The 26,157-nt window shown below is 67.3% G+C and carries 21 protein-coding genes and 1 pseudogene; 6 read left to right on the top strand and 16 right to left on the bottom strand.

All coding sequences use genetic code 11. The features are described from left to right. The 4 genes from JHD77_RS08400 to hutC all read right to left on the bottom strand — a co-directional run bounded on the left by JHD77_RS08400 (position 1) and on the right by hutC (position 3,458). The gene (locus JHD77_RS08400) at positions 1-939 is read right to left on the bottom strand and encodes a fatty acid desaturase (protein ID WP_023103579.1); all 939 of its coding nucleotides are present in this window, start codon (positions 937-939) and stop codon (positions 1-3) included. Positions 940-954: 15 nt separating this feature from the next. Further along, positions 955-1,977 (bottom strand): ABC transporter substrate-binding protein, encoded by a 1,023-nt coding sequence (locus JHD77_RS08395; RefSeq protein ID WP_074231395.1) that lies wholly within the window; start codon positions 1,975-1,977, stop codon positions 955-957. A 141-nt stretch (positions 1,978-2,118) separates the two neighbouring features. Beyond that, a complete protein-coding gene (locus JHD77_RS08390) occupies positions 2,119-2,709 on the bottom strand; it encodes a HutD/Ves family protein (protein ID WP_003118004.1) in 591 nt (196 codons plus the stop codon). Then, complete coding sequence (gene hutC / locus JHD77_RS08385; protein WP_003095970.1) at positions 2,706-3,458, bottom strand: histidine utilization repressor; 753 nt, start codon at positions 3,456-3,458, stop codon at positions 2,706-2,708. The genes JHD77_RS08390 and hutC overlap by 4 nt, the downstream gene beginning before the upstream one ends. 100 nt (positions 3,459-3,558) lie before the next feature. Here hutC and JHD77_RS08380 point away from each other — a divergent pair, with 100 nt between their 5' ends. Beyond that, on the top strand, positions 3,559-4,920 hold the full coding sequence (locus tag JHD77_RS08380; protein ID WP_014603386.1) for a formimidoylglutamate deiminase: 1,362 nt from the start codon (positions 3,559-3,561) through the stop codon (positions 4,918-4,920). Between the two features lie 142 nt (positions 4,921-5,062). Here JHD77_RS08380 and JHD77_RS08375 read toward each other — a convergent pair whose 3' ends face one another. The 9 genes from JHD77_RS08375 to JHD77_RS08335 all read right to left on the bottom strand — a co-directional run bounded on the left by JHD77_RS08375 (position 5,063) and on the right by JHD77_RS08335 (position 16,171). Further along, positions 5,063-5,632 (bottom strand): lipocalin family protein, encoded by a 570-nt coding sequence (locus JHD77_RS08375; RefSeq protein WP_003095980.1) that lies wholly within the window; start codon positions 5,630-5,632, stop codon positions 5,063-5,065. Beyond that, positions 5,629-5,886: an outer membrane protein assembly factor BamE domain-containing protein gene (bamE, locus tag JHD77_RS08370; protein WP_003095983.1), complete on the bottom strand. Its 258-nt coding sequence runs from the start codon at positions 5,884-5,886 to the stop codon at positions 5,629-5,631. Before bamE ends, JHD77_RS08375 begins: the two co-directional genes overlap by 4 nt. 72 nt (positions 5,887-5,958) lie before the next feature. Continuing rightward, positions 5,959-6,561 (bottom strand): DUF924 family protein, encoded by a 603-nt coding sequence (locus JHD77_RS08365; RefSeq protein ID WP_003101790.1) that lies wholly within the window; start codon positions 6,559-6,561, stop codon positions 5,959-5,961. A gap of 4 nt (positions 6,562-6,565) precedes the next feature. Beyond that, positions 6,566-7,576 (bottom strand): class 1 fructose-bisphosphatase, encoded by a 1,011-nt coding sequence (locus JHD77_RS08360; RefSeq protein WP_003095990.1) that lies wholly within the window; start codon positions 7,574-7,576, stop codon positions 6,566-6,568. A 139-nt stretch (positions 7,577-7,715) separates the two neighbouring features. Next, positions 7,716-8,246, bottom strand: a complete 531-nt coding sequence (gloA, locus tag JHD77_RS08355; protein WP_003101793.1) for a lactoylglutathione lyase — start codon at positions 8,244-8,246, stop codon at positions 7,716-7,718. Positions 8,247-8,402: 156 nt separating this feature from the next. Further along, a complete protein-coding gene (gene estA / locus JHD77_RS08350; protein ID WP_031755403.1) occupies positions 8,403-10,343 on the bottom strand; it encodes an esterase EstA in 1,941 nt (646 codons plus the stop codon). A gap of 108 nt (positions 10,344-10,451) precedes the next feature. Next, positions 10,452-11,846 (bottom strand): DUF3999 domain-containing protein, encoded by a 1,395-nt coding sequence (locus JHD77_RS08345; protein ID WP_023092714.1) that lies wholly within the window; start codon positions 11,844-11,846, stop codon positions 10,452-10,454. Next, positions 11,843-15,448: a DUF2339 domain-containing protein gene (locus JHD77_RS08340; RefSeq protein WP_003114470.1), complete on the bottom strand. Its 3,606-nt coding sequence runs from the start codon at positions 15,446-15,448 to the stop codon at positions 11,843-11,845. Before JHD77_RS08340 ends, JHD77_RS08345 begins: the two co-directional genes overlap by 4 nt. 138 nt (positions 15,449-15,586) lie before the next feature. Then, positions 15,587-16,171: an SAM-dependent methyltransferase gene (locus JHD77_RS08335; protein WP_003110179.1), complete on the bottom strand. Its 585-nt coding sequence runs from the start codon at positions 16,169-16,171 to the stop codon at positions 15,587-15,589. An 83-nt stretch (positions 16,172-16,254) separates the two neighbouring features. Here JHD77_RS08335 and JHD77_RS08330 point away from each other — a divergent pair. After that, positions 16,255-16,679: pseudogene (locus JHD77_RS08330) on the top strand (helix-turn-helix domain-containing protein). An 83-nt stretch (positions 16,680-16,762) separates the two neighbouring features. Here the strand turns inward: JHD77_RS08330 and typA are convergent. Continuing rightward, positions 16,763-18,580 carry a translational GTPase TypA gene (gene typA / locus JHD77_RS08325; RefSeq protein ID WP_003096009.1) on the bottom strand — a complete coding sequence of 606 codons (1,818 nt, stop codon included), beginning with the start codon at positions 18,578-18,580 and terminating at the stop codon, positions 16,763-16,765. Between the two features lie 216 nt (positions 18,581-18,796). After that, on the bottom strand, positions 18,797-20,251 hold the full coding sequence (gene thiI, locus JHD77_RS08320) for a tRNA uracil 4-sulfurtransferase ThiI (protein WP_003096011.1): 1,455 nt from the start codon (positions 20,249-20,251) through the stop codon (positions 18,797-18,799). A gap of 336 nt (positions 20,252-20,587) precedes the next feature. Between thiI and glnA the strand changes: the two genes are divergently transcribed. Both glnA and JHD77_RS08310 read left to right on the top strand, forming a co-directional pair. After that, positions 20,588-21,997, top strand: coding sequence for a glutamate--ammonia ligase (gene glnA, locus JHD77_RS08315; protein ID WP_003096016.1), 1,410 nt, complete (start codon positions 20,588-20,590; stop codon positions 21,995-21,997). 147 nt (positions 21,998-22,144) lie between these two features. Next, positions 22,145-22,549, top strand: coding sequence for a hypothetical protein (locus JHD77_RS08310; RefSeq protein ID WP_003114473.1), 405 nt, complete (start codon positions 22,145-22,147; stop codon positions 22,547-22,549). On the opposite strand, the gene JHD77_RS08305 is transcribed toward JHD77_RS08310, so the two are convergent. Next, positions 22,546-24,753 (bottom strand): mechanosensitive ion channel family protein, encoded by a 2,208-nt coding sequence (locus JHD77_RS08305; RefSeq protein ID WP_003111156.1) that lies wholly within the window; start codon positions 24,751-24,753, stop codon positions 22,546-22,548. The two genes, JHD77_RS08310 and JHD77_RS08305, sit on opposite strands and share 4 nt — an antisense overlap. Positions 24,754-25,040: 287 nt before the next feature. Here JHD77_RS08305 and JHD77_RS08300 point away from each other — a divergent pair, with 287 nt between their 5' ends. Together JHD77_RS08300 and JHD77_RS08295 are read left to right on the top strand one after the other, a co-directional pair. Further along, complete coding sequence (locus JHD77_RS08300; RefSeq protein ID WP_003111155.1) at positions 25,041-25,562, top strand: DUF4124 domain-containing protein; 522 nt, start codon at positions 25,041-25,043, stop codon at positions 25,560-25,562. Further along, positions 25,559-26,131, top strand: a complete 573-nt coding sequence (locus tag JHD77_RS08295) for a DUF4124 domain-containing protein (RefSeq protein WP_003114474.1) — start codon at positions 25,559-25,561, stop codon at positions 26,129-26,131. Before JHD77_RS08300 ends, JHD77_RS08295 begins: the two co-directional genes overlap by 4 nt. Positions 26,132-26,157 lie beyond the last annotated feature (26 nt).

Genomic DNA, 26,157 nt, shown 5'->3' with positions numbered 1-26,157 from the left:
TCAATGCTCGGGATGCACCGGCGCATCCACTGGCCGCCAACCGTGGCGCCGCCATAGACGACCATAGCCGGGCAGGTGGAAATCGCCACTGCGTCGCCGGTAGGCACGGCGGCTTGCGCTATACACGCGCGGCAGCAGGTACCAGGGCAGGCCCGGCAGATCGTGGTGGACCAGATGCAGGTTGTTGTTGAGGAACAGCAGCCGCCACGGCCACCCCGCCTCGACCAGCACGCTGCGCTGCGCCGGCTCGCGGGCCGGACGGTGCTCGTAGAAAGAGCGCAGCATGCTCAGGCCGAGGGCCGGATAGGCCACCGCCGGCAGGTACAGCCAGGGCGGGATGCCCGCCCAGCGCCAAAGCCCGGCCAGCAACCCGCCCAGCAGCACGGCATGCAGGCCCCACAGGCGCCAGGCGGCACCCTCTCCCCGGCGCAACCGCGAACCTTCCAGGCGCGCCATCGCCGCCAGGGCCAGCAGCGGGCCGAGGGTGGCGCGACCGAGCAGGGTCTTGTCCAGGCAGAGCCAGCGCCGCCGCCAGGAGCCCAGGCGCGGCCACTCGGACAGACTGACGTAGCGACTCTCGGGGTCCAGCCCCGGGTAGGTCAGTTGCTCGTCGAGGTGGTGCCGCAAGTGGCTGTCACGGTACAGCGGATAGGGATACCAGACGGCCAGTGGCAGGTAGCCGAGCATGGCGTTGAACCTCGGCCAGCGGGTCGGGTGGCCATGGATCAGCTCATGCTGCAACGACATGTAGAGGGAGGCGAACGGCACCAGTCCCGCCAGTACCGGCCAACCCCAGCGCTCATACTGGCTCACGAGCAGTGCCCAACCGCCGTACAGGCAGGCGACCAGCAGCCAGGTCGGCCATTCGCTGCGCGCCTGGAAGGTATCCTGGAGCCGCCGCACCAGGGTGCGCTGACGCCCGCTCAGGTAGTGCGCCATGAAGGCTGGCGAGGCTTACTTCAGGGAGGTATCGAGGCGCGCGGCGACTTCGGCCGGCACCCAGTGGCTCCAGATTTCGCGATGCTGGCGAAGAAACTGCGCACGCACCTCGCCGACCTCGCGATGATTCTGCGCCATGTCGGCGAGCAGCTCGTTGAACAGCGGCAAGGGGATCTCGACCTTGCGGAACAGCTCGACCAACGCCGGCGCCTTGTCATGGAAATCGCGGGAAACGCCAATGGTGATCTTCGCCGGCAACGAGCGGGAACCGATGGGGTCGGGGTTCTTCGGATCGGACAGGGTGGCCCAGGCCTTCTCGCTGAACGGCGGCTCTTCCAGTTGCATCAGCTTGAAACGGCCCATCAACGGAGTCGGCGACCAATAGTAGAAAAGCACCGGCTCGCCGCGCCGGAAGGCCGCACTGATCGCCGCATCCAGCGCCGGGCCGGTGCCGGTGCGGAAGTTCGTGTAGCTGTCCTGCAACCTGTAGGCCTTGAGCTTCTGGCTGTTGACGATCTCGCAGGTCCAGCCGGTCGGGCAGTTGTAGAAACGCCCCTTGGCGGGCTCCTCGGGATCGCGGAACAGCGCCTTGTAGCGCGGCAGGTCGGCGACCGACCTCAACTCCGGCGCCTTCGCCTCGATGCCTCGTTGCGGGTCGCCCTTGACCAGGTACTCCGGCACCCACCAGCCCTCGGTGGCGCCCTTCACCGTCTCGCCGACGGAGAACACCTCGCCCGCCTCCTCCGCCGCGCGCCACACCGGGCTACGCCCGGCCCATTGCTCCCCGGTGACCTGGATATCGTTCTGGCGCAGGGCGTTTTCCATGGTCACGGTATTGCCCGGCAGCGCGTCGGTCTCGCAGCCGTAGCCTTTTTCCAGTACGTAGCGCAACAGGTCGGTGGTGAACATGCCGCTTTCCCAGTTCAGCCCGGCGAACACCACTTTGCCCGGGTACGGGCATTCCGCCGCGACGGCGGTCTGGCTGGCGAGGCTGGCGCCCAGGGCGAGGACGGCGAGGATCTGGCGAAGCGGGGGCATGCGGGTCTCCCGGTTGGAGTCGGACGGCATGCGGAACTATATAGGCATTAAAAATATTGGATTAATAACGTTTGATTCTTTGGATAGACAAAAGCGCCTACCCTTTCGGTGTAGACGCTTTTTCCTGGCGGCGCCGGCGAATCACAGCGAATCGAGTTCCACCGCACAGACCCACGCCGGCTCGTGGGCCGTCAGGCGCCAATGCTGCAAGCCCTGCAGCCCCTCGGCGCACAGGCAGTCGTGGGCAGCCAGTTGCCCGCGAGGTTGCCCTTGCAAGGAAATCGCTACCCCGTCCTGCTGGGCGAACAGCAGCAGCGTGCTCGCCGTGCCGTGCCAGTCCAGCTCGCCCTCGACCCGCAGCCATTGCAGGCGCGCGCGATGGCGCCGGGGCGCATAGATCAGGTTGAAGTCGCGGATAGCTCCATCGAGCAGGGTGCAGTGCACCTCGCTGTCGCCGGAAAAAGCGAAGGCCTGCCGGGCGCGTAGCGGCGCGGATTCCGCGCCATCCACCCGCAGGCGCATGCCGCCGCCCTCCAGCACGCTGATGATCCGCTGGTAACCGGCGAAGCGGGAGAAGCCGCCGGACTCGCCGACATCGGCGATCGACAGGCGCCAGCCGAAGCCGTCCAGGCCGTCGCCGCCGTCGCGGGCGATCTCCTCGGTGGAGCCGGCGCCGTTCTTCCACGGCATTCTCGGGTAGTCGACGGCGCGCAGGATGCGGAGTTCGCTCATGAGCTGAAACGTCCTTCCAGACGGTGGCGGGAACCCGGGTGCAGCAGCCGCGCGGCGGTCACCGCGACACGCCCGGACCAGGTGCGGCGGCGGATCAGCAGGCACGGCTCGCCGCGTTCGATCTGCAACAGCTTGCACTCGGCCGGCTCGGCGAGGATCGCCTCGACCACATGCTCGCCCTCGGTGAGCGGCGCCACCTGGGTCAGGTAGGCATAGGGCGTTTGCCGGGTGAAATCCTGCTTGAGGTAGTCCGGCGCCACCGCGGCGTTCACGTAGCGGTCCTCGATCTGCACCGGGATATCGTTCTCGTAGTGCACGATCAGCGAGTGGAACACCCGCTGGCCTTCGCGCACGTCCAGTGCCAGGGCGCGCTCGGGGCCGGCGACCTCCTCGCCGAGGGTGATCACCTGGCAACGATGGCGATGCCCGCGGGCCGCGATCTCGTCGGCGATGTTGTGCACCTCGAACAGCGCCGACTGGCCCTTGGGCTCGGCGACGAAGGTTCCTACCCCCTGCATGCGCACCAGCAGGCCGTCGCTGGTCAGTTCGCGCAGGGCGCGATTGATGGTCATGCGACTGAAGCCGAGCTGGCTGACCAGTTCGCTCTCGGACGGCACCCGGTGGTGCGGCGGCCAGGCGCCCGACTGGATCTGGCTGACGATCATCTGCTTGACCCGCGCGTAGAGCGGCGCCGGTACCTCGCCGAGTTGCGAGGCCAGCGGGGAACGATCGGAGGAAGAGGACGTCACGGAGAGACTCCTTGTCGAGGCGTCGATGAAGTGAGTTTACGCACCACTTAATCGTCTGTATATGTATATACAAATAAAACAGACTGCGTGTGAGCTGATTATGTCCGCAATTTTCGCTGAACGTGCGTTGCTGCCGGAAGGCTGGGCGCGAAATGTCCGTTTCGAGATTTCCGCGGACGGAGTCCTCGCCGGGATTCGTCCCGACGCCAACGCCGACGGCGCCGAACGCCTCGGCGGCGCCGTGCTGCCGGGGATGCCCAACCTCCATTCGCACGCGTTCCAGCGCGCCATGGCCGGGCTCGCCGAAGTCGCCGGCAATCCCAACGACAGTTTCTGGACCTGGCGCGAGCTGATGTACCGGATGGTCGCTCGACTGTCGCCGGAACAGATCGAGGTCATCGCCTGCCAGCTCTACATCGAGATGCTCAAGGCCGGCTACACCGCGGTGGCGGAATTCCACTACGTCCATCACGACCTCGACGGCCGCTCCTACGCCGACCCCGCCGAACTTTCCCTGCGCATCTCCCGCGCCGCCAGCGCCGCAGGTATCGGCCTGACCCTGCTGCCCGTGCTTTACAGTCACGCAGGCTTCGGCGGCCAGCCGGCCAGCGAGGGCCAGCGGCGCTTCATCAATGGCAGCGAGGCCTACCTGGAACTGCTCCAGCGCCTGCGCGCGCCGCTGGAGGCGGCAGGCCACTCCCTGGGCCTGTGCTTCCACTCCCTGCGCGCGGTGACTCCGCAGCAGATCGCCACGGTCCTCGCCGCCGGCCACGACGACCTGCCGGTCCACATCCATATCGCCGAACAGCAGAAGGAAGTCGACGACTGCCAGGCCTGGAGCGGACGCCGGCCGTTGCAATGGCTGTACGAGAACGTCGCGGTCGACCAGCGCTGGTGCCTGGTCCATGCGACCCACGCCGACCCCGCCGAGGTGGCGGCGATGGCGCGTAGCGGCGCGGTGGCCGGCCTGTGCCTGAGCACCGAGGCCAACCTCGGCGACGGCATCTTCCCGGCGACGGACTTCCTCGCCCAGGGCGGGCGCCTGGGCATCGGCTCGGACAGCCACGTCTCGCTCAGCGTGGTCGAGGAACTCCGCTGGCTGGAATACGGCCAGCGCCTGCGTGACCGGAAACGCAACCGGCTGTACCGCGACGACCAGCCGATGATCGGCCGCACGCTCTACGACGCTGCTCTGGCTGGCGGCGCCCAGGCCCTTGGGCAGCCGATCGGTAGTCTCGCCGTGGGCCGTCGCGCCGACCTGCTGGTGCTCGACGGCAACGACCCCTACCTGGCCAGCGCCGAGGGCGACGCCCTGCTCAACCGCTGGCTGTTCGCCGGCGGCGACCGCCAGGTGCGCGACGTGATGGTGGCCGGCAGATGGGTGGTGCGCGACGGCCGGCATGCAGGGGAAGAGCGCAGCGCACGGGCATTCGTCCAGGTGCTGGGGGAACTGCTCGACTGACCCTGCACAGCGGCGGACAACCGCGTTGCGCTTATCCGCCCCACTCGTTCGAGCCGTCGGGCGCTAAACGCCGATACTTCCCACGCCAGCCGCCAGGCGTGAACGGCGCTGGAAAGAAAAAACGCCCCGGCGGGGCGTTCCTTCACTGGCTCCGCTTCAACTGGCCGTCGGGTACCCGCCAGATCAGCTCGTCCACCGCGTAACCGCGGCTGCGCGCTTCTTCCAGCAGACGTTCGCGGGTCTGCTGCGAAACCTGCGGGGTACGCGACAGCAGCCACAGGTATTCACGGTTCGGATTGCCCACCAGCGCGGTACGGTAGTCGTCGTCCACCGCCAGCACCCAATAGTCGCCGCGCGCCACGTTGGGGAAGAGATTGGCGAACCAGTTGTCGAAGCGCACCCACAACTTGTCGGTGCGACCCGGTTGCTGGGCGACTGCCCGCCCCTCCACCTGCTCCCAGTCGCCATCCAGGGTCAGGCAGCGATTGATCACCTGGATGCTCTGGTCTTCCTGCAAGCGGTAATGCGCCTCCGATTGCGCGCAGTTGCGCTGGAAGAACATCGGCAAGCGCGCCAGTTCGTACCAGGTGCCCTGGTAGCGCTGGAGGTCGACCTGCTCGGTGGCCGGCGGATTCTTCGGCGAGCCCGCGCAACCGACCAGCAGCAAGCCCAGCCACAGGGTGCAGAGCACCCGGATCGGCAGACCGATCACTTGAGCCCCTGGCCGGAGAAGAGCAGCGCCTTGTCGGCCGCGTACTGCACGCTGATGAAAGCCTTCTCGTCGCCCCAGGTGCAACTGGACATGCCCAGCGCGCCGGAGCACTCGGTGGGCTTGCCGAGGATCGCCTCGACCTCGGCCTTGCTCATGCCGGCCTTGAGCTTGGAATAGTTTTCCTGGTTGATCTTGCTGCAGGCGGCCAGGACGACGCAGAAAGCGACCACGGCCAGGGTACGGAACGACGCCATGAGGAACTCCTTGTTCGGGGGAAGCGCTGCCCTACAGCTTGGCACACGCGGGGGAAATCCGGAGCCTTGGAGTCAGAAACGCGAACCGGGTTCCCTGAGGAACGCCGTCTCCTCCTCGCTGGAGGGGCGGCCGAGAATGGCGTTGCGATGGGGAAAGCGACCGAAGCGGGCGACTACCGCATGATGCCGCTCGGCATAGTCGTAGAAATCGTCGAAGGGCTTGCGCACGCTGCCACCGACCTGATCGCGCAGGTCGCGGAAGCAGGCTACCGCCCGCTCCTGGCTGGGCAGGTCCTCGGCGTGCTCCAGGACCAGGTAGGCGAACACCCGGCGCACCGGCGGCAACTGGCGGTCGAAGCCTTTTTCCAGGCCCTCGCGCACCACCCGTTGCGCCCGGGCGTCGCCGGCGTAGGCGCGCGGCGTGTCGCGGTAGATCATCCGCGGCAACTGGTCGAGCAACAGGATCAGCGCCAGCCAGCCATCGGCCTCGGCCGTCCACTCCTGCAAGCCGCCGTCCAGCGCCTGGTTCACCAGGTCGCCGAAACGGCCGCCGGCATCGGCGTCCTGGCAGACGTTCTTGCCGAACCACAGGCCGTTGCGCTGGGCAACCACCTCGGCGGCGTCGCTGGAGGTGCCGAACCACCAGTCGAGCAAGGTCTCCCAGGGCGCGCTCATCGGCCTACTCCGCGTGGTAGCCGGTGATGCGCTCGACTTCCTGCTTCGAGCCGAGGAACACCGCGACACGCTGGTGCAGGTTCTCCGGCTTGATGTCGAGGATGCGCTGGGTGCCGTTGGTGGCGGCGCCGCCGGCCTGCTCGATGATGAACGACATCGGGTTGGCTTCGTACATCAGGCGCAGCTTGCCGGGCTTCTCCGGCTCGCGGGCGTCGCGCGGGTACATGAAGACGCCGCCACGGGTCAGGATGCGGTGGACGTCGGCGACCATCGAGGCGATCCAGCGCATGTTGTAGTTCTTGCCCAGCGGGCCTTCCTTGCCGGCCAGCAGTTCTTCCACGTAGCGTTTCACCGGCGCTTCCCAGTGGCGCTGGTTGGACATGTTGATGGCGAACTCGGCGGTGCTTTCCGGCACGCTGATGTTGTCGTGGGTGAGGACGAAGCTGCCCAGCTCGCGATCCAGGGTGAAGCCCTTGACGCCATTGCCGAGGGTCAGCATCAGCATGGTCTGCGGGCCGTAGATGGCGTAGCCGGCGGCGACCTGGGTGGTGCCCGGCTGGAGGAAGGCTTCCTCGCGCAGGGTATCGTTCTGGTTCAGGTACTCGTTGGGGCAGCGCAGCACCGAGAAGATGGTGCCGACCGAGACGTTGACGTCGATGTTGCTGGAGCCGTCCAGCGGGTCGAAGACCAACAGGTAGGCGCCTTTCGGATAGCGCCCCGGAATCTGGTAGGGGTGGTCCATCTCCTCGGAGGCCATGCCGGCCAGGTTGCCGGCCCATTCGTTGGCTTCCAGCAGGATCTCGTTGGACATCACGTCCAGCTTCTTCTGCACCTCGCCCTGCACGTTCTCGGTGCCCATGCTGCCGAGCACGCCGCCCAGCGCGCCCTTGGACACCGCATGGCTGATTTCCTTGCAGGCACGCGCCACGACCTCGATGAGGAAGCGCAGGTCGGCCGGGGTGTTGTGGCTGCGGGTCTGCTCGATCAGATAGCGGCTCAGGGTAACGCGGGACATGGATGGCTCCGGAGAGAGGAAAAAACCCGCGCAGTTTAACGCGGAATTGGCGGTCACGCTTGACTCCGCGCAACCGCCGGTTGGAGATCGGCGGCGGCGGCGCGGTTCATTTCCGCGGCGCGCAACCGATCGACGGTCGTCAGCCGCGCCCCATCTCGCCGTTCAGGCTGGCCTGGACGATTTCCACCCAGTAGCCGTCGGGATCGCTGATGAAGGCCACGTTCTTCATGCCTCGGTCCAGCGGCTTGACGAAGTTCACCCCGAGCGTTTCGAAACGCTCGCAAGCCGCCACCAGGTCGGGCACCGAGAAACAGATATGGCCGAACCCGCGCGGGTCCTGGTTGCCGTTGTGGTACTGGCTGTCGTCGCTCTCGCTGCCCCAGTTGTGGGTCAGCTCGAGGACCGACTGGCGCCCGAAGGTATATCGCTGGCGCTCGTCGACCGCATCAGGCACTTCTTCGCCACGGGTCATGGCGAGGAAATACAGGGAGAAGCGGCCTTCCTCGAAATCCAGGCGACGCAGCAGGCGCATGCCGAGCACCCGCGAGTAGAAGTCGAGCGAGCGCTTCGGATCCTTGACCCGCAACATGGTGTGGTTGAACACGTATTCCTGGGTGATGGCGTCCGGCTCCATGCAGATGCCGGGCTGTACTTCGGTGTTGAAACTCATCGGGCGATTCCCTCGAACGAAACGGATCGGCAGTGTATGGCGGTCGACCGGGCGGCGAGTAACAGCGGGGTACTACTCTCTTGATGCCGGCGCGCGCCGTTCGTTCCGTCGGCGAGAAACGCGACCGGCGCCGCCCGGGCGCCGGTCGCCGCTACCTCAGAAGTCCAGGCTCAGCGCCAGGCTGACGCTCTGCTGGGTATCGTCCTCGCCCTTGCGCCAGTTGTAGCCGCCGCGCAGCGACAGCTCCGGTGCCAGCTTCTGGCTGAAGCCGAGGGAGACGCGGTTGAGGTGGTCCTGCGGGGTGTAGCCTTCGAGGGTAAAGCGATTGCCCGGCAGGCTGTTGAGGGACATGGTGAGGTCCTGGGTGTCGTCCTCGTACTCGCGTTCGTGGGCGTACTCGGCGAACAGCTGGGTATCGCTGCCGAACGCGTACTTGCCTTGCAGGCCGGCGCCCAGGCGCTTCGAGCTGCGCTTCTGGTCGTCGTAGTCGAGCGCGGTGGCGCTGGCGCCCTTCTCGGAATAGCCGTCGACCTCGACCCGTGCATAGTCGGCGCTGACGAACGGCGACAGGTGCCAGGGACTGTCGGCCTGCTGGGCGATGTCGTAGCCCAGGCGCGCGCTGAACGCCCACAGGTGGCCGTTGGTGTCGCCTTTCTCGCTGCGCTCGCCGCCGCCCAGGGCGAACTTGCGCTTCAGGTCGTCGTAGTCGAGGTAGCCGCCGGTCAACGCCGCGTCGGCCCACCAGCGGGTTTCCTGGTACTGCACGAAGGCGCTGGCCATGTAGCTGTTCATTCGGTAGTCGGAATCCTTGGCGCCGGCTTCCAGCTTCTGCCGGTAGAAACCGGCGGCGACCCCGGCGCGCCAGGCCTCGTCGATGCGGTAGCTGCCGCCAAGGGTCAGGTTGTAGCCATTGCCGTCGCCGCTGGCGGCGCTGTCCTGGGAGTCGAAGTCCAGGCGCTGGCCGCCGCCGCCGACGAAGCCGCGCCACTGGCCGACGTTCTGCCAGTTCTCCCAGTCCGCCTGCCACTGGCTGCGCAGTTCGTCCTGGTAGGCACGCAGGGTGCCGTGGGCCATTTCCGGCAGCAGGGTCAACTCCCAGGGCGCCGACAGCAGCGAATAGGTGTAGTCGGCGATCAGGCGCTGGCCGGTGATGGTCGGGTGCACGCTGTCGTTGAACAGCAGTTTGCTCGGGTCGGGCGTGCTGCCGTTGATCCCGTAGGTCGGGTTCATGGTACAGCCGTTGCCGCTGAAACAGGTGCCGATCAGGTTCTGGTCGGCGGCCAGGCCGAAGGAAGCCGGGTTGGCCATGCCTTCCTTGAGCAGCAGCGGGATGTTCAACGGAATGACGTTGGCGCCGGCCTGGCTCAACTGGGCGGTCAGCTCGGCGTTGAACGTGCCGCTGAGTTGGCTGGCGAAAGGCTGCAAGGGACCACCGAAGGTAGCCGGGGTCAGGCCCAGGTCGGGCAACAGCCAGACCACGATGTAGCGCGCGCCGGCCTGCTGCAGGGCCTGCACGCTATCCACCAGGCGACCGGCGGCCTGTTGTGCCTGGACGTCGTTGAGGATGCGCCCCTGGAGGAAGTCGTTGCCGCCGCCGGTGATGTAGTACAACGCGTTCGGATCGGCACCCAGGCCCTGGCGGGCACGGTCCACCAGGTAGCCATCGCGGCTGCGCAGGAGGGTATTGTCGCGCTCGATCAGCGAGCCGTTGGCCGCGGTGATCGAGTCGTAGATCTGGTCGGTCCGGTAGCCGCCCACCGCCCAGTTGTTGCCGTCGGCGATGCCCTGCTGGGCGTTGACCGGCGAGGTCGAGGCAGCCAGGTCGCCCGGGGCGATGCCGAGCTGATTGCCGAGCAGCATGGGCGCGGTCGGTCCGAAGATCTCGCCGCTGCCGTTCTGGTAGGTCGGGCCGACCCGGTTGGTGAAACGCGAGGTGCTTCCGGCGGGGCCGGCAGGATCGGGGAACTGCCCGGCATCGCTGAGGCTGTCGCCGAACACCACCAGCGTCGAATAGGGCGAAGGAGCAGCCTGCGGGGCGGTGGACAGCGAAGCCAGCAGGCAGGCCGCTACCAGTGGCTTGAGCGCCATTCTGATCATTCTCTTACTCCGTGATTTGTTTTTATTGTCGGGCCGCCGCGTCGTCGGCATGCGCCCCGGGGCCCGTCGTAAAGCCTCCTCAGCCGAACAGCATAGCGCGGAACCGGCTCATGGCTTGTTCGGCGAGGAACGCAGCAGGCTCATTGCCATTATTACCAGCAGAGCGACCCCCAGCAGAAGTACCGCCCACAGGCCGATCTTCTTCCAGTCGCTACCCGGTGCCGGCGCCGCGGCCGCCATGGCCACCTCCAGCGGTTCGCCCAGGCTGGCGCTACCCAGGGTGGCGCGCTTGCTCTCGGTATAGCCGGGAATCAGTACGCCGAGCGGCAGCGCCGCCGACTGCGCGCCGGGCTTGCCGAACGCCAGCCGGTACGGCGGGCTGCCGCGCACCAGGAACACCAGTTCGCTGGCCGGCAGGCCGACACTCAGGGACGGGACCTCCGGGCCCAGGCCGGTACCTCGTTGGTCCACCTGCAGACGCAGCTCGCGCACCGCCCAGCCCGGCAGTTCCAGCTCGTTCTGCTGTACGTTGCGGCCGTCGATCGGCAGCCGGTAGAGGACCCCGCGTGCCAGGCTGCTCCAGGCGGCCTCCCGGCGCGGCGAAGCGTTCTCCGTACGATCACGGCCGGACAGTTCCACCGGGACGATGGTGTGGGTCAGCGCCTGCTCCAGGGACACCCGCACCCGCTGCAACGGCAACGCCAGCGGCAACTGCCAGCGGTACTCGCCGTCCCCCGCCTGGCGCCCGGCCAGCGGCTCGGACCAGATCATCGGCGCCGGCTCGGTGCTCCGCGTGCTGCCTTGCAGGCGGGCGCCATGGAGGTCTGCCGCGGTTGCCCCGGCCGGCCAGGCCAGACGCAGGTAGCGGGCCTGGCGGCCGGGAAGCTTGACCTCGCTGACGTCGATGCGTTCGCCGTTGAAGGTCAAGCGGGCGATCTGTCCGTCACCCCAGGCCTGCCAATGCTCGAGGTCGTCGCTGGCTTCCACGGAGAAGCGCTGGAAGCCCTCCTCCGGGCTGCTCCAGTCCAGCCGCAGGCGCTCCAGGGGAAACGTCACCGCGCTCGCGTCGATCAGCCAGCCGCGCAAAGTCTCGGCAGCCGGCCCGGCGTTTTCCGTCAGCACCTCGACTATGGTGCCGCTGGTGTTGCGCTGCACCCGCAGGTTCGGTTGCGTCGCGTCGGCGGCGGACGTGCCTCGCAACGGGAACAGCCGCACCTCGGCCTCATGCGGCGTGCTGGCCTGGCGCTCGCTGCCGGCCACCAGGGCGTAGGGCAAGGCCTCGCCTTCGGCATCGAAGACCCGCAGGTCGCGCAGGTCGGCATGGGCAGCCGACAACTGCACGCTCATCGGGATGCTCAGGCGATACCAGGGACCTTCGCCCTGCAGCGACAGCGCCACCTGGCGGCTGAAACCTTCGGCAGACTCCTTCGCCGACAGCGGCAGGGACAGGCAGGCGCCCAGCAGGAGCAGGCCGGCGGTTCTGAACGAAAAGGAGCGCGTCATGGCTGCTCGGCCTCCGATGCGACCTCGGCGCGACGCGGAGGCAAGGGTGAGAAGTAGCCGACGACCAGCAACAGGACGCCGACCCCGATGAAGGAGATGATTCGCTCCAGGCTGCCACTGTTGCCCAGCTCGACGAAGAACAGCTTGACCACCACGACGCCGACCAGCGCCGCGCCGACCATCCACAGGTCGCGCCGGCCGAGACGGGTACCGGCGATGGTCAGGCCCAGCGCACAGAGCGTCCAGACCAGCGACAGCCCCGCCTGCACCAGCATCGACGCGGTCAGCGCCTCGGCCTGGAACGGTACGCCGGCCAGGTGGTGCGCGGCGCGGCACACCGCCAGGGTCAGCAGGGCGAACAGCGAGGCGCCGGCCAACGCCTGGCGCCCCAGGCGCGCGCTGGCATTGCCATCGACGAGCGAGGCCAGGCTGGCGTCGCTCCAGCGGTAGAGGGCGAACAGCACGATCAGCAGCCCCAGTTCCAGCGGGTTGGCCAGCGGCAGGTAAGGCAGCGGCTCGGCAGCGCCGTCGCTGAGCAGGTTGGCGCTCCAGAACCAGCCGAGCAGCAACAGCGCCACCGGCGCAGCGGCGAGCAGCCGATACTCCCGCGGGAAGTCGCGCAGCGGCCAGGGCAGGCTCCGCCCGCCAGCCACCAGCAGCAGGTAGGCGCTCGGGACCAACGCCCAGCCCAGCCAACGCCAGGCGTTGTACTGTTCGGCGAGCAGGGCGAACAGGTAGCGCAGCTCCAGCGCCAGCACCCCTAGCAACAGCCAGCAACCGAGCACATGGGCAACGCTCAGGGCCTTCGCCGGCAGCAACGGGGCAAGGCGTCGCAGCGACAGCAGGTGCGTGGCGAACAGCAGCGGCCAGGCCAGCCAGCCGAATTCGCCGAACGGCTGGTAATCGAAACGCCAGGCACTGGCCAGGGCCAACAGCGCCACCGGGACCAGCGCCAGGCACAGCAGGGCCAGTTCGCGCCAGCGCTCGCGCAGCGCCAGCAGCATCCACGACGCCACTGTCGCCGCGGCCACCAGCAGCAACGCATGCTCGCGCAGGCCATAAGGCACGAAGCGGACGGTTTCGCACAGCGCGGTCAGCGCCCACCAGCCGGCTCCCCAGAGCAGCAGCAAGTGCGACAGCTCGGCCAGGCCGAGGGTACCGATACCCAGCGCCCGCTCGCGCTCGCCGGCGCGGCGCAGCCGCCAGGCGCCGACCAGCGCCGCCAGGGCCAGCACTGCCGGCGTCCAGAACCCGGAATGGGCCAGGGGCCGCAGGCCTTCGCCGCTCAGCGAGCCGAACAGCGACGGCCCGGCGAGGAGGAACGCCAGGCCGCCCACTACCTGCAAGGCGAGGCCGAAGTAGAAGCTCAGGCGCTGGCGCAGCACCAGGCTCAGCCAGATGATCAGCAGCCCGCTACCGGCCCATACCGCGCTGGCGCTGCGCCAAGGCAGGACGAACAGCACTGCCAGGTTGACGAACGCCAGACCGGCCAGCAGCACCAGGCTCAAGCCCATGAGCAGCCGACTGTCGTCCTTCACCAGCGGGTCGCGCGCCGCCAGCAGCATGCCGCCGATCAGCGCCAGGCCAATCAGCGAGGCGGTCATCAAGCCACGCCAGCCCGAGTCGAATACCCCACCCTGGCCATCGCCGCCCTGCAAATGCAGGAGGAACAGCGCACCGCCCAGCAGTTGCACGGCGAAGGCGCAGAACAGGAAGGTACGCGAGCCCAGGCGCAAGCCGGCGAACAAGCTCGCCAGGCCGGCCACGGCCCAGGCGATGGCGGTGCCGTCGACGGCCAGGCAGAGCGGTGCGACCAGGTAGAGGAAGGCCAGGCCGGCGGCCGCCAGCAACGGCCGGCAGGCGGGCTCCCAGTCGGCCAGCGCTTTCGCCGGCGCGCGACGCAGCTGCCAGAAGCTGAACAGCGCCGCTGCACCGAGCATCAGCGCGCCCAGTGGCGAACCCTCCAGCAACGTCGTCTCACCCGGGCGCACGCCATTCAGGTAGGCCAACGCCGCACCGCCCTGCAACAGCAGGGCGAAGAGCCGCGCCAGGCGGCGTTGCTGGTGCAGGCCGAGCCAGTAGATGCCGGCGCCCTCGACGGCCCAGGCGGCCGAGGTCCAGCGCGCGTCCAGGCCGAGCGGAATGGCCAGGGTGCCGAAGACCACCCCCAGCGCCAGGCAGATTTCCACCAGCAGGCTGGTGCGTCCGGCCGAAGCATGGCCGCGCAGCACCCGCGCCAGGACCATGTAGAAGAGGCCCAGGGCCAGGGCGCTGAAGGCCATGCCGAAGTCGATGTGGCCGATCACCGCGCATTGCAGGCCGAACCCCACCAGTGGCGGGCCGAACAGCACGGTGGCGTCGATGTAGTCGGCCTGTCGCGCCGACCAGCGCAGCAGTTCGCCGCGCTCGGCAGGCGCCTGCGCGGCCTCCAGCAGCTTGCGGCGGGCGAAGAGCAGGCCGATCCCGACGTACATCAGGAAGAACAGGGCCAGGAACGGCTCGGTGCTGGCGAACAGCTCCGGTGTATAGGAGCGCAGTCCCCAGGCGAAGCCGATGCCGAAGGTGCCGACGAAGCCGACCAGGTTGAGCGGCCGCCAGGCGCGGAACCAGGCGATGGCGAAGATGCCGGCGTTGAGCAGGGCGAAGTAGCTGAACAGCGCTACATGGTTGCCGCTGCCGGTGGAGGTCAGGATCGGCGCGGCGAAGCCGCCGAGCGCCGCCACCACCGCCAGGCCCATGGCGTTCTGCAGCACGGCGAGGATCGCCGAGCAGATCGTCACCACCACCAGCAGGGCCAGCGCCGCGCCGGGAGAGATCAGCGGATGCAGGCGCATGGCGGCGAAGATGGTCAGGTACAGCACCGCGATACCGGTGCCTTGCAGGATCAGGCCATAGGCGGCGCGCCGCTCGCGCAACCACCAGCCGACGCCGAGCAGCGCCATCGCTGCCAGCGCCACCCCGGCGTAGCGGTACTCCACCGGCACCGCCACCCGTTCCGAGGCATAGCGCAGGAGGAAGGCCAGGCCGATGAACAGCAGCACCACGCCGATGCGCAATACCGTGTTGCCGCCGAACAGCCAGCCCTTGGCCGCGGCGAAGCCACGCTCGACCAGCGAGGGTTCGCGTGGAGGCGCTGGAGGGGCGGCACGGCGCGGCGCTGGCTGGGCGTCAGGCTGGAACGCCGGCTGACGCTCGATGGGCTGGACGGGTTCGGGGGGACGAGGCGGAGGCGGCGCAGCCTCGACGGCCGGTAGCTCGATGTCCCAGTCCAGCGGCGGGGCAACCTCGGCGGGAGGAGCGGGAGGCGTGTCTGCGAGCGGCTGGTCGATGCCGGCGGCCGGCTCGGGAACGCTTTCGGGAAGGTCCTGCGCCTGGCGCTCCACGCGCAGCAAGCGCTGGTGGATGACCTCGGTGCCGCGCTCGAAGCGTTCGGCGAATTCGCTCATCTGCTTGCGCAGGCGCTCGTTCTGTTGCGCCAGGTTCTGCAGCGAGACGGCCTGTCCCAGGGCCAGGCCGGAAAGGCCGCCGAGGAGGGCGCCGACCAGCGATTCCCCGGCGAAGCCGCCGAGGATCAGGCCCACCAGCATGAAAATCCATTGCATGCGTCGAATCCTTGATCAAGAGGTACCACGATCCACTGATACCTGCCCTGGCCATCCTGCCAGAGCGGAACCCGCGCCGGGAGTATACAGCCCGCATTCCAGAGATTCGACGCATTCCGACGCCCGCCCCGTGGCGAGCTACCTCTTCCTGGCGATGAACTGGACCACGCAGGCCGCGCCGGTGTGGAAACGGCCCTCGACCACCTCGCGCTCGATTTCCCGCGCCAGCAGCACTTCGCACTCCGGCAGCTCAGCCTCCAGCGCCGCACGGCTCACCAGCATGTCGACGTCCGCCGGGCCGCCGGTGCCGCGGCCGAGTTGTTCCGGCCGATAGGCCTCCAGCAGGAAGAGACCGCCCGGTCGCAGCGAACGCTCCAGCAGGCGGTTGAGTCTGCCGCGCACGCGACTGGGCAGGTGCGCGAAGATCGACACCACCGCGCCGAACGCCGCTGCCGGCGGTTCGTAGTCCGCCAGGTCGACCACCAGGGTGTCGATCGACACGCCTTTCGCCTCGGCCAGCCGGCGCGCCTTGGCCAGGCCGACGGCGGAGCCGTCCACGCCAAGCACCTCCAGCCCCAGCGAAGCGAGGAACACCGCGTTGCGCCCCTCGCCCTCGGCGACGCTCAGCACCGGCCCGGCCAGCCGCTGCGCATGCTCCTTCAGGAAAGCGTTGGGTTCGGTTCCGTAGACATACTCTTCGGCGGCATAGCGTTCGTCCCACATGAGGTTCACCTCGTCTGTATTTCGTCACGGCCCAGGTGCCGAAACGCTAGTCTTCCACTTCAAGTCGACTTGAGGTCAAGGGCATGCGGCAACTGGACATAGGCGAGGTCGCGCGACGATCCGGGTACCGGCCTCGACCCTGCGCTACTACGAGGAAAAGGGACTGATCGCCTCCAGCGGCCGGCACGGCCTGCGCCGGCTGTTCGATGCAGGCGTGCTGGAGCGGCTGGCGCTGATCGGGCTGGGCCGCGCCGCCGGGTTGTCGCTGGACGAGATTGCCGGCATGGGCGCAGCCGACGGCGCGCTGCGGATCGACCGCGCGGCGCTGGCGGCCAAGGCCGACGAACTGGACCGGACGATCCGCCGCCTCGCCGCCATGCGCGACGGCCTGCGGCATGCCGCGGCCTGTCCGGCGCGCGAGCACATGGACTGCCCGACGTTCCGCCGCTTGCTGCGGGCCGCTGCCGCGGGGGCCATCAAGCCACGCCGGAAAGCGCCCGGCGCATAGCAAAACGGCCGGCAGGCCGGGCACCCCTGCCCTGCCTGCCGGCCGCGAGGCACGCCGTTGCGGCGCGCCGGTACGGCAACGGTTTAGACCTTGCTGCGCTCGTAGCGCTTGCGGTCGTTCTCGTTGAGCATCTTCTTGCGCAGGCGGATCGACTTCGGCGTCACTTCCACCAGCTCGTCGTCGGCGATGAACTCCAGCGCCTGCTCGAGGGTGAAGCGGATCGGCGGAACCAGGGCGATGACTTCGTCCTTGCCGGAAGCGCGCATGTTGTCGAGCTTCTTGCCCTTGGTCGGGTTGATCACCAGGTCGTTGTCACGGCTGTTGATGCCGGCCAACTGGCCTTCGTAGATTTCGTCGCCCGGGCCGAGGAACAGCTTGCCGCGGCTCTGCAGGGTCTCCAGCGAGTAGGTCAGGGCGGTGCCGGTGGCCATGGAGACCAGTACGCCGTTCTGGCGGTTGCTGACTTCGCCGGCCTTGATCGGACCGTAGTGGCTGAAGGTCGAGGTCAGGATGCCGGTGCCCGAGGTCAGGGTCAGGAAGTTGTTGCGGAAGCCGATCAGGCCGCGCGCCGGAATGGTGTACTCCAGGCGCACGCGGCCCTTGCCGTCGGGAATCATGTTGCTCAGGTCGCCCTTGCGCAGGCCCATCTGCTCCATCACCGAGCCCTGGTGCTGCTCCTCGATGTCGATGGTGACGTTCTCGTAGGGCTCCTGCTTCTCGCCGTCCTTCTCGATGATCACCACTTCCGGGCGGCCCACGGCCAGCTCGAAGCCTTCGCGGCGCATGGTCTCGATCAGTACCGACAGGTGCAGTTCGCCACGGCCGGAAACCTTGAACTTCTCCGGGCTGTCGCCCGGCTCGACGCGCAGCGCCACGTTATGCAGCAGTTCCTTCTCCAGGCGCTCCTTGATGTTGCGGCTGGTGACGAACTTGCCTTCGCGGCCGGCGAACGGCGAATCGTTGACCTGGAAGGTCATGCTCACGGTCGGCTGGTCGACGGTCAGCGGCGGCAGCGCCTCGACGTTCTGCGGGTCGCACAGGGTATCGGAGATGAACAGCTCCTCCATGCCGCTGACGCAGACGATGTCGCCGGCTTCCGCCTCGGCCACCTCGACGCGCTGTAGGCCGTGGTGGCCCATGATCTTCAGGATGCGGCCGTTGCGCTTGCTGCCGTCGTCGCTGATGGCCACCACCGGGGTGTTGGACTTGACCTTGCCGCGGGTGATGCGGCCGATACCGATCACGCCGAGGAAGCTGTTGTAGTCCAGCTGCGAGATCTGCATCTGGAACGGACCCTCGGTGTCCACCACCGGAGCCGGGACGTGGTCGATGATCGCCTGGAACAGCGCGTCCATGTTGTCGTCCATCTTCTCGTGGTCGAGACCGGCGATGCCGTTCAGGGCGCTGGCGTAGACGATCGGGAAGTCGAGTTGCTCGTCGGTGGCGCCGAGGTTGTCGAACAGGTCGAAGATCTGGTCGATGACCCAGTCCGGACGCGCGCCCGGGCGGTCGATCTTGTTCACCACCACGATCGGACGCAGGCCGGCCTTGAAGGCCTTCTGGGTCACGAAGCGGGTCTGCGGCATGGGGCCGTCCTGGGCGTCGACCACCAGCAGCACGGAGTCGACCATCGACATCACGCGCTCCACCTCGCCGCCGAAGTCGGCGTGACCGGGGGTGTCGACGATGTTGATGTTGTAGCCGTTCCACTTGATCGCGGTGTTCTTCGCCAGGATGGTGATGCCACGCTCTTTTTCCTGGTCGTTGGAGTCCATCACCCGCTCGCTTTCCGCTTCTTTGCGGTCGAGGGTGCCGGACAGCTTCAGCAGCTTGTCCACCAGGGTGGTCTTGCCATGGTCGACGTGGGCGATGATGGCGATGTTGCGCAGATTTTCGATCACAAGTCTTGTCTCGTTTAACGCCCGAAGCGCGGCTTCGCGGCGGTGGTGGGGTCGGACAGGGCGGCGCCCGACACGACAGGCTTCTTCAATTAAGGGGCGGGCAGCAGGAGGACGCTGCCCCGGTCCGGCCGGCACGCCGAAGGGCGGGCATCGGCCTAGGCGGCGGACGTGTCGGGAGGACGGTGGCGGATGCTGCCGCCGAACAAGCCCGGCTGCTTAAGCCGGACGATAAACACGCACATTGGTGTGCCCCTCGTTGAGCAGGTGATGGGCATGCAGGCGGCTCATCACCCCTTTGTCGCAATACAGGAGGTACTGGCGGTTGGCGTCCAGTTCCTTGAAGCGGCTGTTGATCGCGTAGAACGGCAGCGCCTGGACTTCGACGCCTTCCAGGGCCAGGGGTTCGTCTTCCTGGGCATCAGGATGGCGGATATCGATGACAATCTGACCGGGCAGCACCTCGCCGACCTCTTCCACCTGCAGGTCCTGGCCGAGTTCGTCGATCACCCGGTCGACGGTGCGCTGGGTGGCTCGCTCCAGGGCGCGCTCGAGCACCGCCATGTCGAATTTCGACTCTTCGTGCTCGACGCGGTAGGGCTTGGCCTGGGTGGTCGGGTTCACCGAGATCACCCCGCAGTATTCCGGCATGTGCCGGGCGAACTCGGCGGTGCCGATCTGCCGGGCGGTGTCGATGATGTCCTGCTTGTGGCTGACGATCAGCGGGCGCAGCACCAGGGTGTCGGTAACCCGGTCGATCACCGAGAGGTTCGGCAGGGTCTGGCTGGACACCTGGGAGATCGCCTCGCCGGTCACCAGCGCGTCCAGCTCCAGGCGCTCGGCCACGCGGCTGGCGGCGCGCAGCATCATGCGCTTGAGGGTCACGCCCATATAGCTGTCGTCGACCTTGGTGAGGATCTCGCCGACCACTTCCTCGAACGGCACGCTGACGAACAGCACGCGCTGCGAGCGGCCGTACTTCTCCCACAGGTAGTGGGCGACTTCCATCACCCCCAGTTCGTGGGCGCGCCCGCCGAGGTTGAAGAACACGAAGTGGCTGATCATCCCGCGGCGCATCATCTGGTAGGCCGCCACGGTCGAGTCGAAGCCGCCGGACATCAGCACCAGCACCTGTTCCAGCGCGCCCAGCGGATAGCCGCCCAGGCCCGGATGCTGGCGATGGATGACGAACAGGCGGTCGAGGCGGATTTCCATCCGCACCTCGACTTCCGGCTGCTTCAGGTCGATCCCGGCAGCCCCGCATTCGCGGCGCAGGCCGCTGCCGACGTAACGTTCCACCTCCATCGAGGTGAACGCGTGCTTGCCGGCGCGCTTGCAGCGCACGGCGAAGGTCTTGCCGGCCAACTGGTCGCCGAAATGCGCCTTGCACTTGGCGAGGATGTCGTCGAAATCGCCCAGCGGATACTCGTGGACCTCGAGGAAATGACCGATGCCCGGGGTGCAGGTCAGGCGCTCGATCATCTCGCGCCTGGCCTTGGCGTCGACCACGGCGGTCTCTACCTCCAGGTTGTCCCACTCGCCCTCGACCTTCAGCTCCGGGTCCAGGTCGCGCAGCACCGCGCGGATGTTCTTCGCCAACTGCCGGATGAAGCGCTTGCGCACCGGCCGGCTCTTGATGGTGATTTCCTGGAAGGTCTTGACGATGAGTTTCATGCGAGGGACGCGAACGCGCGGGGCGACGGAAAAAAAGGGGCGGAATTATATCTGAAATTGCTCACGTATTGAGCAGAAATATGCACAGTTATTTTTGCTGCACCAAAATGGAATGATGCACCAACATGGAGCACCATAACGGTGCACCCGAAGGCCGCCCAGCTACCCTGAAGAAGACCTGGCCCCGCCAAACATGGGGCCCTGCCCGATTCCGGGCACTGGCACGCAACTTGCTCACTTGTGAGGCAGGTTGCCCTGGCGGAGTATTCCGGCCGGCATCACCCGATACTGGGGCACAGAAAAAGCTCCCAGCTCTAATCCCTCCTGGAGGACAGCATGTCGTACAAGTCGCACCAACTGATCAAAGACCATGACGTGAAGTGGGTAGACCTGCGCTTCACCGATACCAAGGGCAAGCAGCAACACGTCACCATGCCGGCTCGCGACGCGCTGGACGATGAGTTCTTCGAAGCCGGCAAGATGTTCGACGGCTCCTCCATCGCCGGCTGGAAAGGCATCGAAGCCTCCGACATGATCCTGATGCCGGACGACAGCACCGCCGTCCTCGATCCGTTCACCGAAGAGCCGACCCTGATCCTGGTCTGCGACATCATCGAGCCGAGCACCATGCAAGGCTACGAGCGCGACCCGCGCAACATCGCCAAGCGCGCCGAGGAGTACCTGAAGTCCACCGGCATCGGCGACACCGTGTTCGTCGGCCCGGAGCCGGAGTTCTTCATCTTCGACGAAGTGAAGTTCAAGTCCGACATCTCCGGCTCGATGTTCAAGATCTTCTCCGAGCAGGCTTCCTGGAACACCGACGCCGACATCGAGTCCGGCAACAAGGGCCATCGCCCGGGCGTGAAGGGCGGCTACTTCCCGGTACCGCCGGTCGACCACGACCATGAAATCCGCACCGCCATGTGCAACGCCCTGGAAGAAATGGGCCTGGTGGTCGAAGTCCACCACCACGAAGTGGCAACCGCCGGCCAGAACGAGATCGGCGTGAAGTTCAACACCCTGGTCGCCAAGGCCGACGAAGTGCAGACCCTGAAGTACTGCGTGCACAACGTCGCCGACGCCTACGGCAAGACCGTGACCTTCATGCCGAAGCCGCTGTACGGCGACAACGGTTCGGGCATGCACGTGCACATGTCGATCTCCAAGGACGGCAAGAACACCTTCGCCGGCGAAGGCTATGCCGGCCTGTCCGAGACCGCCCTGTACTTCATCGGCGGCATCATCAAGCACGGCAAGGCCCTGAACGGCTTCACCAACCCCTCGACCAACTCCTACAAGCGCCTGGTCCCGGGCTTCGAAGCTCCGGTGATGCTGGCCTACTCGGCGCGCAACCGTTCCGCCTCGATCCGTATCCCCTACGTATCCAGCCCGAAGGCCCGCCGTATCGAAGCGCGCTTCCCGGACCCGGCAGCCAACCCCTACCTGGCCTTCGCCGCGCTGCTGATGGCCGGCCTGGACGGCATCCAGAACAAGATCCACCCCGGCGATGCCGCCGACAAGAACCTGTACGACCTGCCGCCGGAAGAGGCGAAGGAAATCCCGCAGGTTTGCGGCAGCCTGAAAGAGGCGCTGGAAGAACTCGACAAGGGCCGCGCGTTCCTGACCAAGGGCGGCGTGTTCACCGACGAGTTCATCGATGCCTACATCGAGCTGAAGAGCGAAGAAGAGATCAAGGTGCGCACCTTCGTGCACCCGCTGGAATACGACCTGTACTACAGCGTCTGATCCACCCTTTCCTATAACAACGAGTCACCCTCTTGAGGCCTCCTTCGGGAGGCCTTTTTTATGGGCCGGCCCATGGAGAAACGCAAAGTTCGCCGCGCCGTTCGGTTAGACTTGCCGCGCTCCCCGCCCCAAGGATAAGGACCGTCCATGCGTCACTCTCTCTGGCTCCTGCTTGCCGCCATCCTCAGCCTGCCCGCCCAGGCCGGCACCGAATGCCGCGATATCCACGACCGCGACCTGCGGCGCATGTGCAACGCACTGGAACGCGGCGACAGCGGGGATTGCGGCGACATCGACAGCCGCGACATGCGGCGTTACTGCGGCGCGCTGCTGGCGCCGGGACAGCGCTACGACTGCGACGACATCCGCGACGGCGACACGCGCCGCCAGTGCCGCGCCATCGTCCGCGGCGACCGCAAGCGCTGCGACGACATCGACAGCCGCGACATGCGCCGCCAGTGCCGGGCCGTGGTATCGCGTGCGCCGTGGCAGTGCGACGGCATCGACGACCGCGACATGCGCCGCATCTGCCGGGTCATCCTGTCGCGCTAGATGCCGCCGTCCGCCGGCGTGCCCTGCTCGTCCGGTTCCGCGGATTTCGCCTTGGGCGCCCGGCTCAACTGTACGTTGAGACGCGGCATGGACAGTTCGAGGCCGGCCTGGTCGAGGCGCCGACGCAGGCGCAGGTTGAACGCCCGCTGGACCTCCCACTGCTTGATCGGCGCGGTCTTGAAGCGGAAGCGCAGGATCGCCTGGCCGTTGTCGAAACTCTCCACGCCCTGCAATTCCATCGGCGACCACAGGTTGCGGTAGACCGCCGGGTCGCTGCGCAGCTCCATCGCGACCTCGCGCACCAGCGCCACCGCGTCGTCGATCGGCATGCTCGCCGGCACCGGCCAGCGGAACATCGCGTAGCCGAACTGGCGCGAGTAGTTCTTGATGCTCTTGATCTCGCTGAACGGGATGGTATGCACCACGCCGTCCAGGTCGCGCAGGCGCACGGTACGGATAGTCAGGCCCTCGACCGTGCCAAGGTGGCCGCCGACGTCGACGTAGTCGTCGATCGACAGCGAGTCCTCGATGATGATGAACAGGCCGGTGATCAGGTCCGCCACCAGCGACTGCGCACCGAAGCCGATGGCCAGGCCGATCACGCCGGCACCGGCCAGCAGCGGGGTGACGTTCATGCCCATGTTGGCCAGGGCGACGATCAGGGCGATCACCGCGATGGTGGCGAACAGCACGTTGCGGATCAGCGGCAGCATGGTCAGCGCGCGGGTGTTCGGCCGGCTCTTGCCGCCCAGGCCGAGGCTGTGCTGGATCGCGGTATCGGTGAGGATCCAGATCAGCCAGGCGACCAGCAGGGTGGTGCCGAAGCTGACTACCTTCATGCTGATCTGCTCGCCCTCGCCTTCCGCATAGCGAATCAGCGACATGCCCCAGACGCGCAAGGCGACCTCGATGAAGAACAGCACCACGAAGATGTGCAGCAGGGTGTAGCCGAAGCTCTGCAACTGCTCGATGTACGGCGCGCTGCGGCGCGGGCCGGCGCCGACCCGACTGGAACGGCGGCGGATCAGCCCGATCACGGTCATCGCCACCACCGCCAGCACCGCGCAGACCAACGCCCGGCGCAACGCCGAACTGCTGTCGCCGGCGGAAACGAAGGTGGCGAACAGGGAAATCCCCACCAACACCAGCACCGGTACGAACCACAGCGAGCCGACCAGTTGCACCAGGTCGTGCAGGCTACGGCGCTTGAGGCGGCGCTCCAGCGGCTGGTTGCGGATCAGGTGGGCGATCGGCCGGCGGAAACGCATCACGAACAGCGCGGTGAACAGCGCGGCGCTAGCGTTGGCCAGGGTACTCAGGCAGATCGAGGTGTGCTCGCCGAGGCCGGCGATCAGCCGCGGATCGTGGGCGACCTCGCCCAGCGCGGCGAGGCTGCCGATCAGCCACAACGGGCGGAACGCCTGGCGCCGCAGGATATCCAGGGCGCGCTGGCGGTGCGGGCCGCTGAGCAGCGAGAGGGAAATCACGCACAGCGCGGAGAACAGCGTGCCGCAGACCAGCACATAGGCCATGACCATCGCCAGGGTCTTGCTCAGGGAGTCCGGCAGCACCACCGACAGGTACAGGGTGATGAGGAAGGCCACCAGCCAGGGGCCCAGCTTGCGCAGGGAAAACAGCAGCAGGTCGCGGGTCTTCGGATGCTGCGGCAACTCCGCCGACAGGCCGAAGCGCTCGCGCATGCGCCGGCTGAGCCAGAGCAGCGCGCTGGCCAGGCAGGCCCAGAGGAGGATCACCACCGAAAAATCGAAGACCATCGCCGGCAGGTCGCGCCAGCTGGGAAAGCGCTCCTCGAGTTCGGCACGCGCCAGCTGGAACTGGTTGCCCCATAACGCGACCGGGCTGTTCGCGCCCTGGAACTGCTTTTCCAGGCTGGTCAGGGTATCGCCGATCAGCCCCAGCACCCCACCCTCGCTTTCCTTGCCTTTCTTGGTCACGTCGCGCAGCTGTTTCAGCTTTTTCAGCAGGTCGGCGCGCTGCCTGTCGTTCTCCAGGGTCTGGATGACCTGGTTCAGCGATTGTTCCAACTGCGCATCGCTGACCTTCTCGCCACCGGAGGAACTCCCCGCCAACGGGTTCGGCAGCGCCGCGGCGCCCGGCGGCGAGTAGAACAGGGCGGCGCAGAGGCACAGCAGCAGGGCCGCCAGGACGCGGGAGCGAAGGGTGAAGCGGGCGATGATCGGCACGAGAAAGGCAGTCCCCAAGGTGAGAAACCGAAACAGCCGCATCATACAAGCCGGACACCCGCCGTTTCGAACGGGGCCGCCGGCCGGCGGCGCAAGCACAGACACTCTGGCGCAACGAGGGTTCGCCCCGCCAGTGCCGGCTGAGACGAACGCAGCCGCGCGGCGGGGCACAGCGACCGCCAACGTGCCCCAGCGCACACCTTCGAATACCCGCATGCCGCACAATGCACGGCTTGCCAGCGCGCCGATGCGGTGCAACGCTTGGCAGGTTCACCCGGAGACCGTCCATGCGCCTGATCACCAGCTGCCTGCTCCTGGCCGCCGCCCTGCCGGCCATGGCGCAGATCTACCAATACACCGACGCCAACGGCAACAAGGTATTCACCAACCAGCCGCCAGACGGGGTGCAGGCGCAGACCGTCGAACTGCAGCCGACCAATACCGTAGGAATCGACACGCCGGAAAAGTCCTCCGCGGGCAATTCCCCGACCGCCGATAGCGAGGCCGCCGCCTACGAGATCCTTGCCCTCAGCGACCTCCCCACGGAAGAGGCGCTGCGCGCCAACAACGGCACCTTCAACGTCAGCGTCAGCATCCGCCCGGCCCTGCACAGCGGCCACCAGTTGCAACTGGTGCTGGACGGCAAACCCTACGGCACGCCCAGCGGCGGCACCCGCTTCACCCTGCACGAGATCGACCGCGGCGACCACAGCCTCGCGGTACAGGTACTCAACGGCGAACGGGTGCTGCAATCCAGCCCGCCGGTGACCTTCACCGTGCAGCGCGTGCACCTCGGGAAGAAACGATGATCCCGCGCATTCTCGGCGCCCTCCTGCTGTGCCTGGCCTGCGCCGCGCAAGCGGGGGTCTACACCTACATCGACGCCGAGGGCAACCGCGTCTACACCGACCAGCCGCCCAGCGGGCGCAAGGCCCAACGCGTCGAACTGGCGCCGGGCAACAGCGTGGCACCACCGGGCATACGCTATCGTCCGCCCGCCGCGCCGCTGGAGGTGAAGCCGCCGGCCTACCAGCTACTGCGCATCCTCTTCCCCGAACCGGACGCAACCCTGCGCGCCAACAGCGGCGACGTCATCGTCACCGTCACCAGCGAGCCGGCACTGCTGCCCGGCCATCGCTATCGCCTGCTGCTCGACGGCAAGCCTGCCGGAGTGCCGGGACGCAGCCCGGTGTTCCCGTTGAAGAACCTCGATCGCGGCACCCACCAGGTCGCAGTGGAAATCATCGATGGCGACGGCATGACCGTCGAAAGCACCCCGAGCCAGCCCTTCCACCTGCATCGAGTGAGCATCGCCGGGCAACCCCTGCCGGAGGTCGATACGCCGCTGGTCAGCGCGATAGAGCCAAGCGAGCGCTAGCCGAACTTCCCCTGCCCACTCCACGG

The sequence above is a fragment of the Pseudomonas sp. P20 genome, from assembly GCF_016463925.1.
GTDB lineage: Bacteria > Pseudomonadota > Gammaproteobacteria > Pseudomonadales > Pseudomonadaceae > Pseudomonas > Pseudomonas aeruginosa.
This window is presented reverse-complemented; position numbering and strand designations above follow the sequence as displayed.

Coding starts and splice junctions, on each gene's coding strand:
- JHD77_RS08400 (WP_023103579.1), bottom strand. CDS start 939: ATGGCGCACTACCTGAGCGGGCGTCAGCGCACCCTGGTGCGGCGGCTC.
- JHD77_RS08395 (WP_074231395.1), bottom strand. CDS start 1,977: ATGCCCCCGCTTCGCCAGATCCTCGCCGTCCTCGCCCTGGGCGCCAGC.
- JHD77_RS08390 (WP_003118004.1), bottom strand. CDS start 2,709: ATGAGCGAACTCCGCATCCTGCGCGCCGTCGACTACCCGAGAATGCCG.
- JHD77_RS08380 (WP_014603386.1), top strand. CDS start 3,559: ATGTCCGCAATTTTCGCTGAACGTGCGTTGCTGCCGGAAGGCTGGGCG.
- bamE (WP_003095983.1), bottom strand. CDS start 5,886: ATGGCGTCGTTCCGTACCCTGGCCGTGGTCGCTTTCTGCGTCGTCCTG.
- JHD77_RS08365 (WP_003101790.1), bottom strand. CDS start 6,561: ATGAGCGCGCCCTGGGAGACCTTGCTCGACTGGTGGTTCGGCACCTCC.
- JHD77_RS08360 (WP_003095990.1), bottom strand. CDS start 7,576: ATGTCCCGCGTTACCCTGAGCCGCTATCTGATCGAGCAGACCCGCAGC.
- gloA (WP_003101793.1), bottom strand. CDS start 8,246: ATGAGTTTCAACACCGAAGTACAGCCCGGCATCTGCATGGAGCCGGAC.
- estA (WP_031755403.1), bottom strand. CDS start 10,343: ATGATCAGAATGGCGCTCAAGCCACTGGTAGCGGCCTGCCTGCTGGCT.
- JHD77_RS08345 (WP_023092714.1), bottom strand. CDS start 11,846: ATGACGCGCTCCTTTTCGTTCAGAACCGCCGGCCTGCTCCTGCTGGGC.
- JHD77_RS08340 (WP_003114470.1), bottom strand. CDS start 15,448: ATGCAATGGATTTTCATGCTGGTGGGCCTGATCCTCGGCGGCTTCGCC.
- JHD77_RS08335 (WP_003110179.1), bottom strand. CDS start 16,171: ATGTGGGACGAACGCTATGCCGCCGAAGAGTATGTCTACGGAACCGAA.
- thiI (WP_003096011.1), bottom strand. CDS start 20,251: ATGAAACTCATCGTCAAGACCTTCCAGGAAATCACCATCAAGAGCCGG.
- glnA (WP_003096016.1), top strand. CDS start 20,588: ATGTCGTACAAGTCGCACCAACTGATCAAAGACCATGACGTGAAGTGG.
- JHD77_RS08310 (WP_003114473.1), top strand. CDS start 22,145: ATGCGTCACTCTCTCTGGCTCCTGCTTGCCGCCATCCTCAGCCTGCCC.
- JHD77_RS08300 (WP_003111155.1), top strand. CDS start 25,041: ATGCGCCTGATCACCAGCTGCCTGCTCCTGGCCGCCGCCCTGCCGGCC.
- JHD77_RS08295 (WP_003114474.1), top strand. CDS start 25,559: ATGATCCCGCGCATTCTCGGCGCCCTCCTGCTGTGCCTGGCCTGCGCC.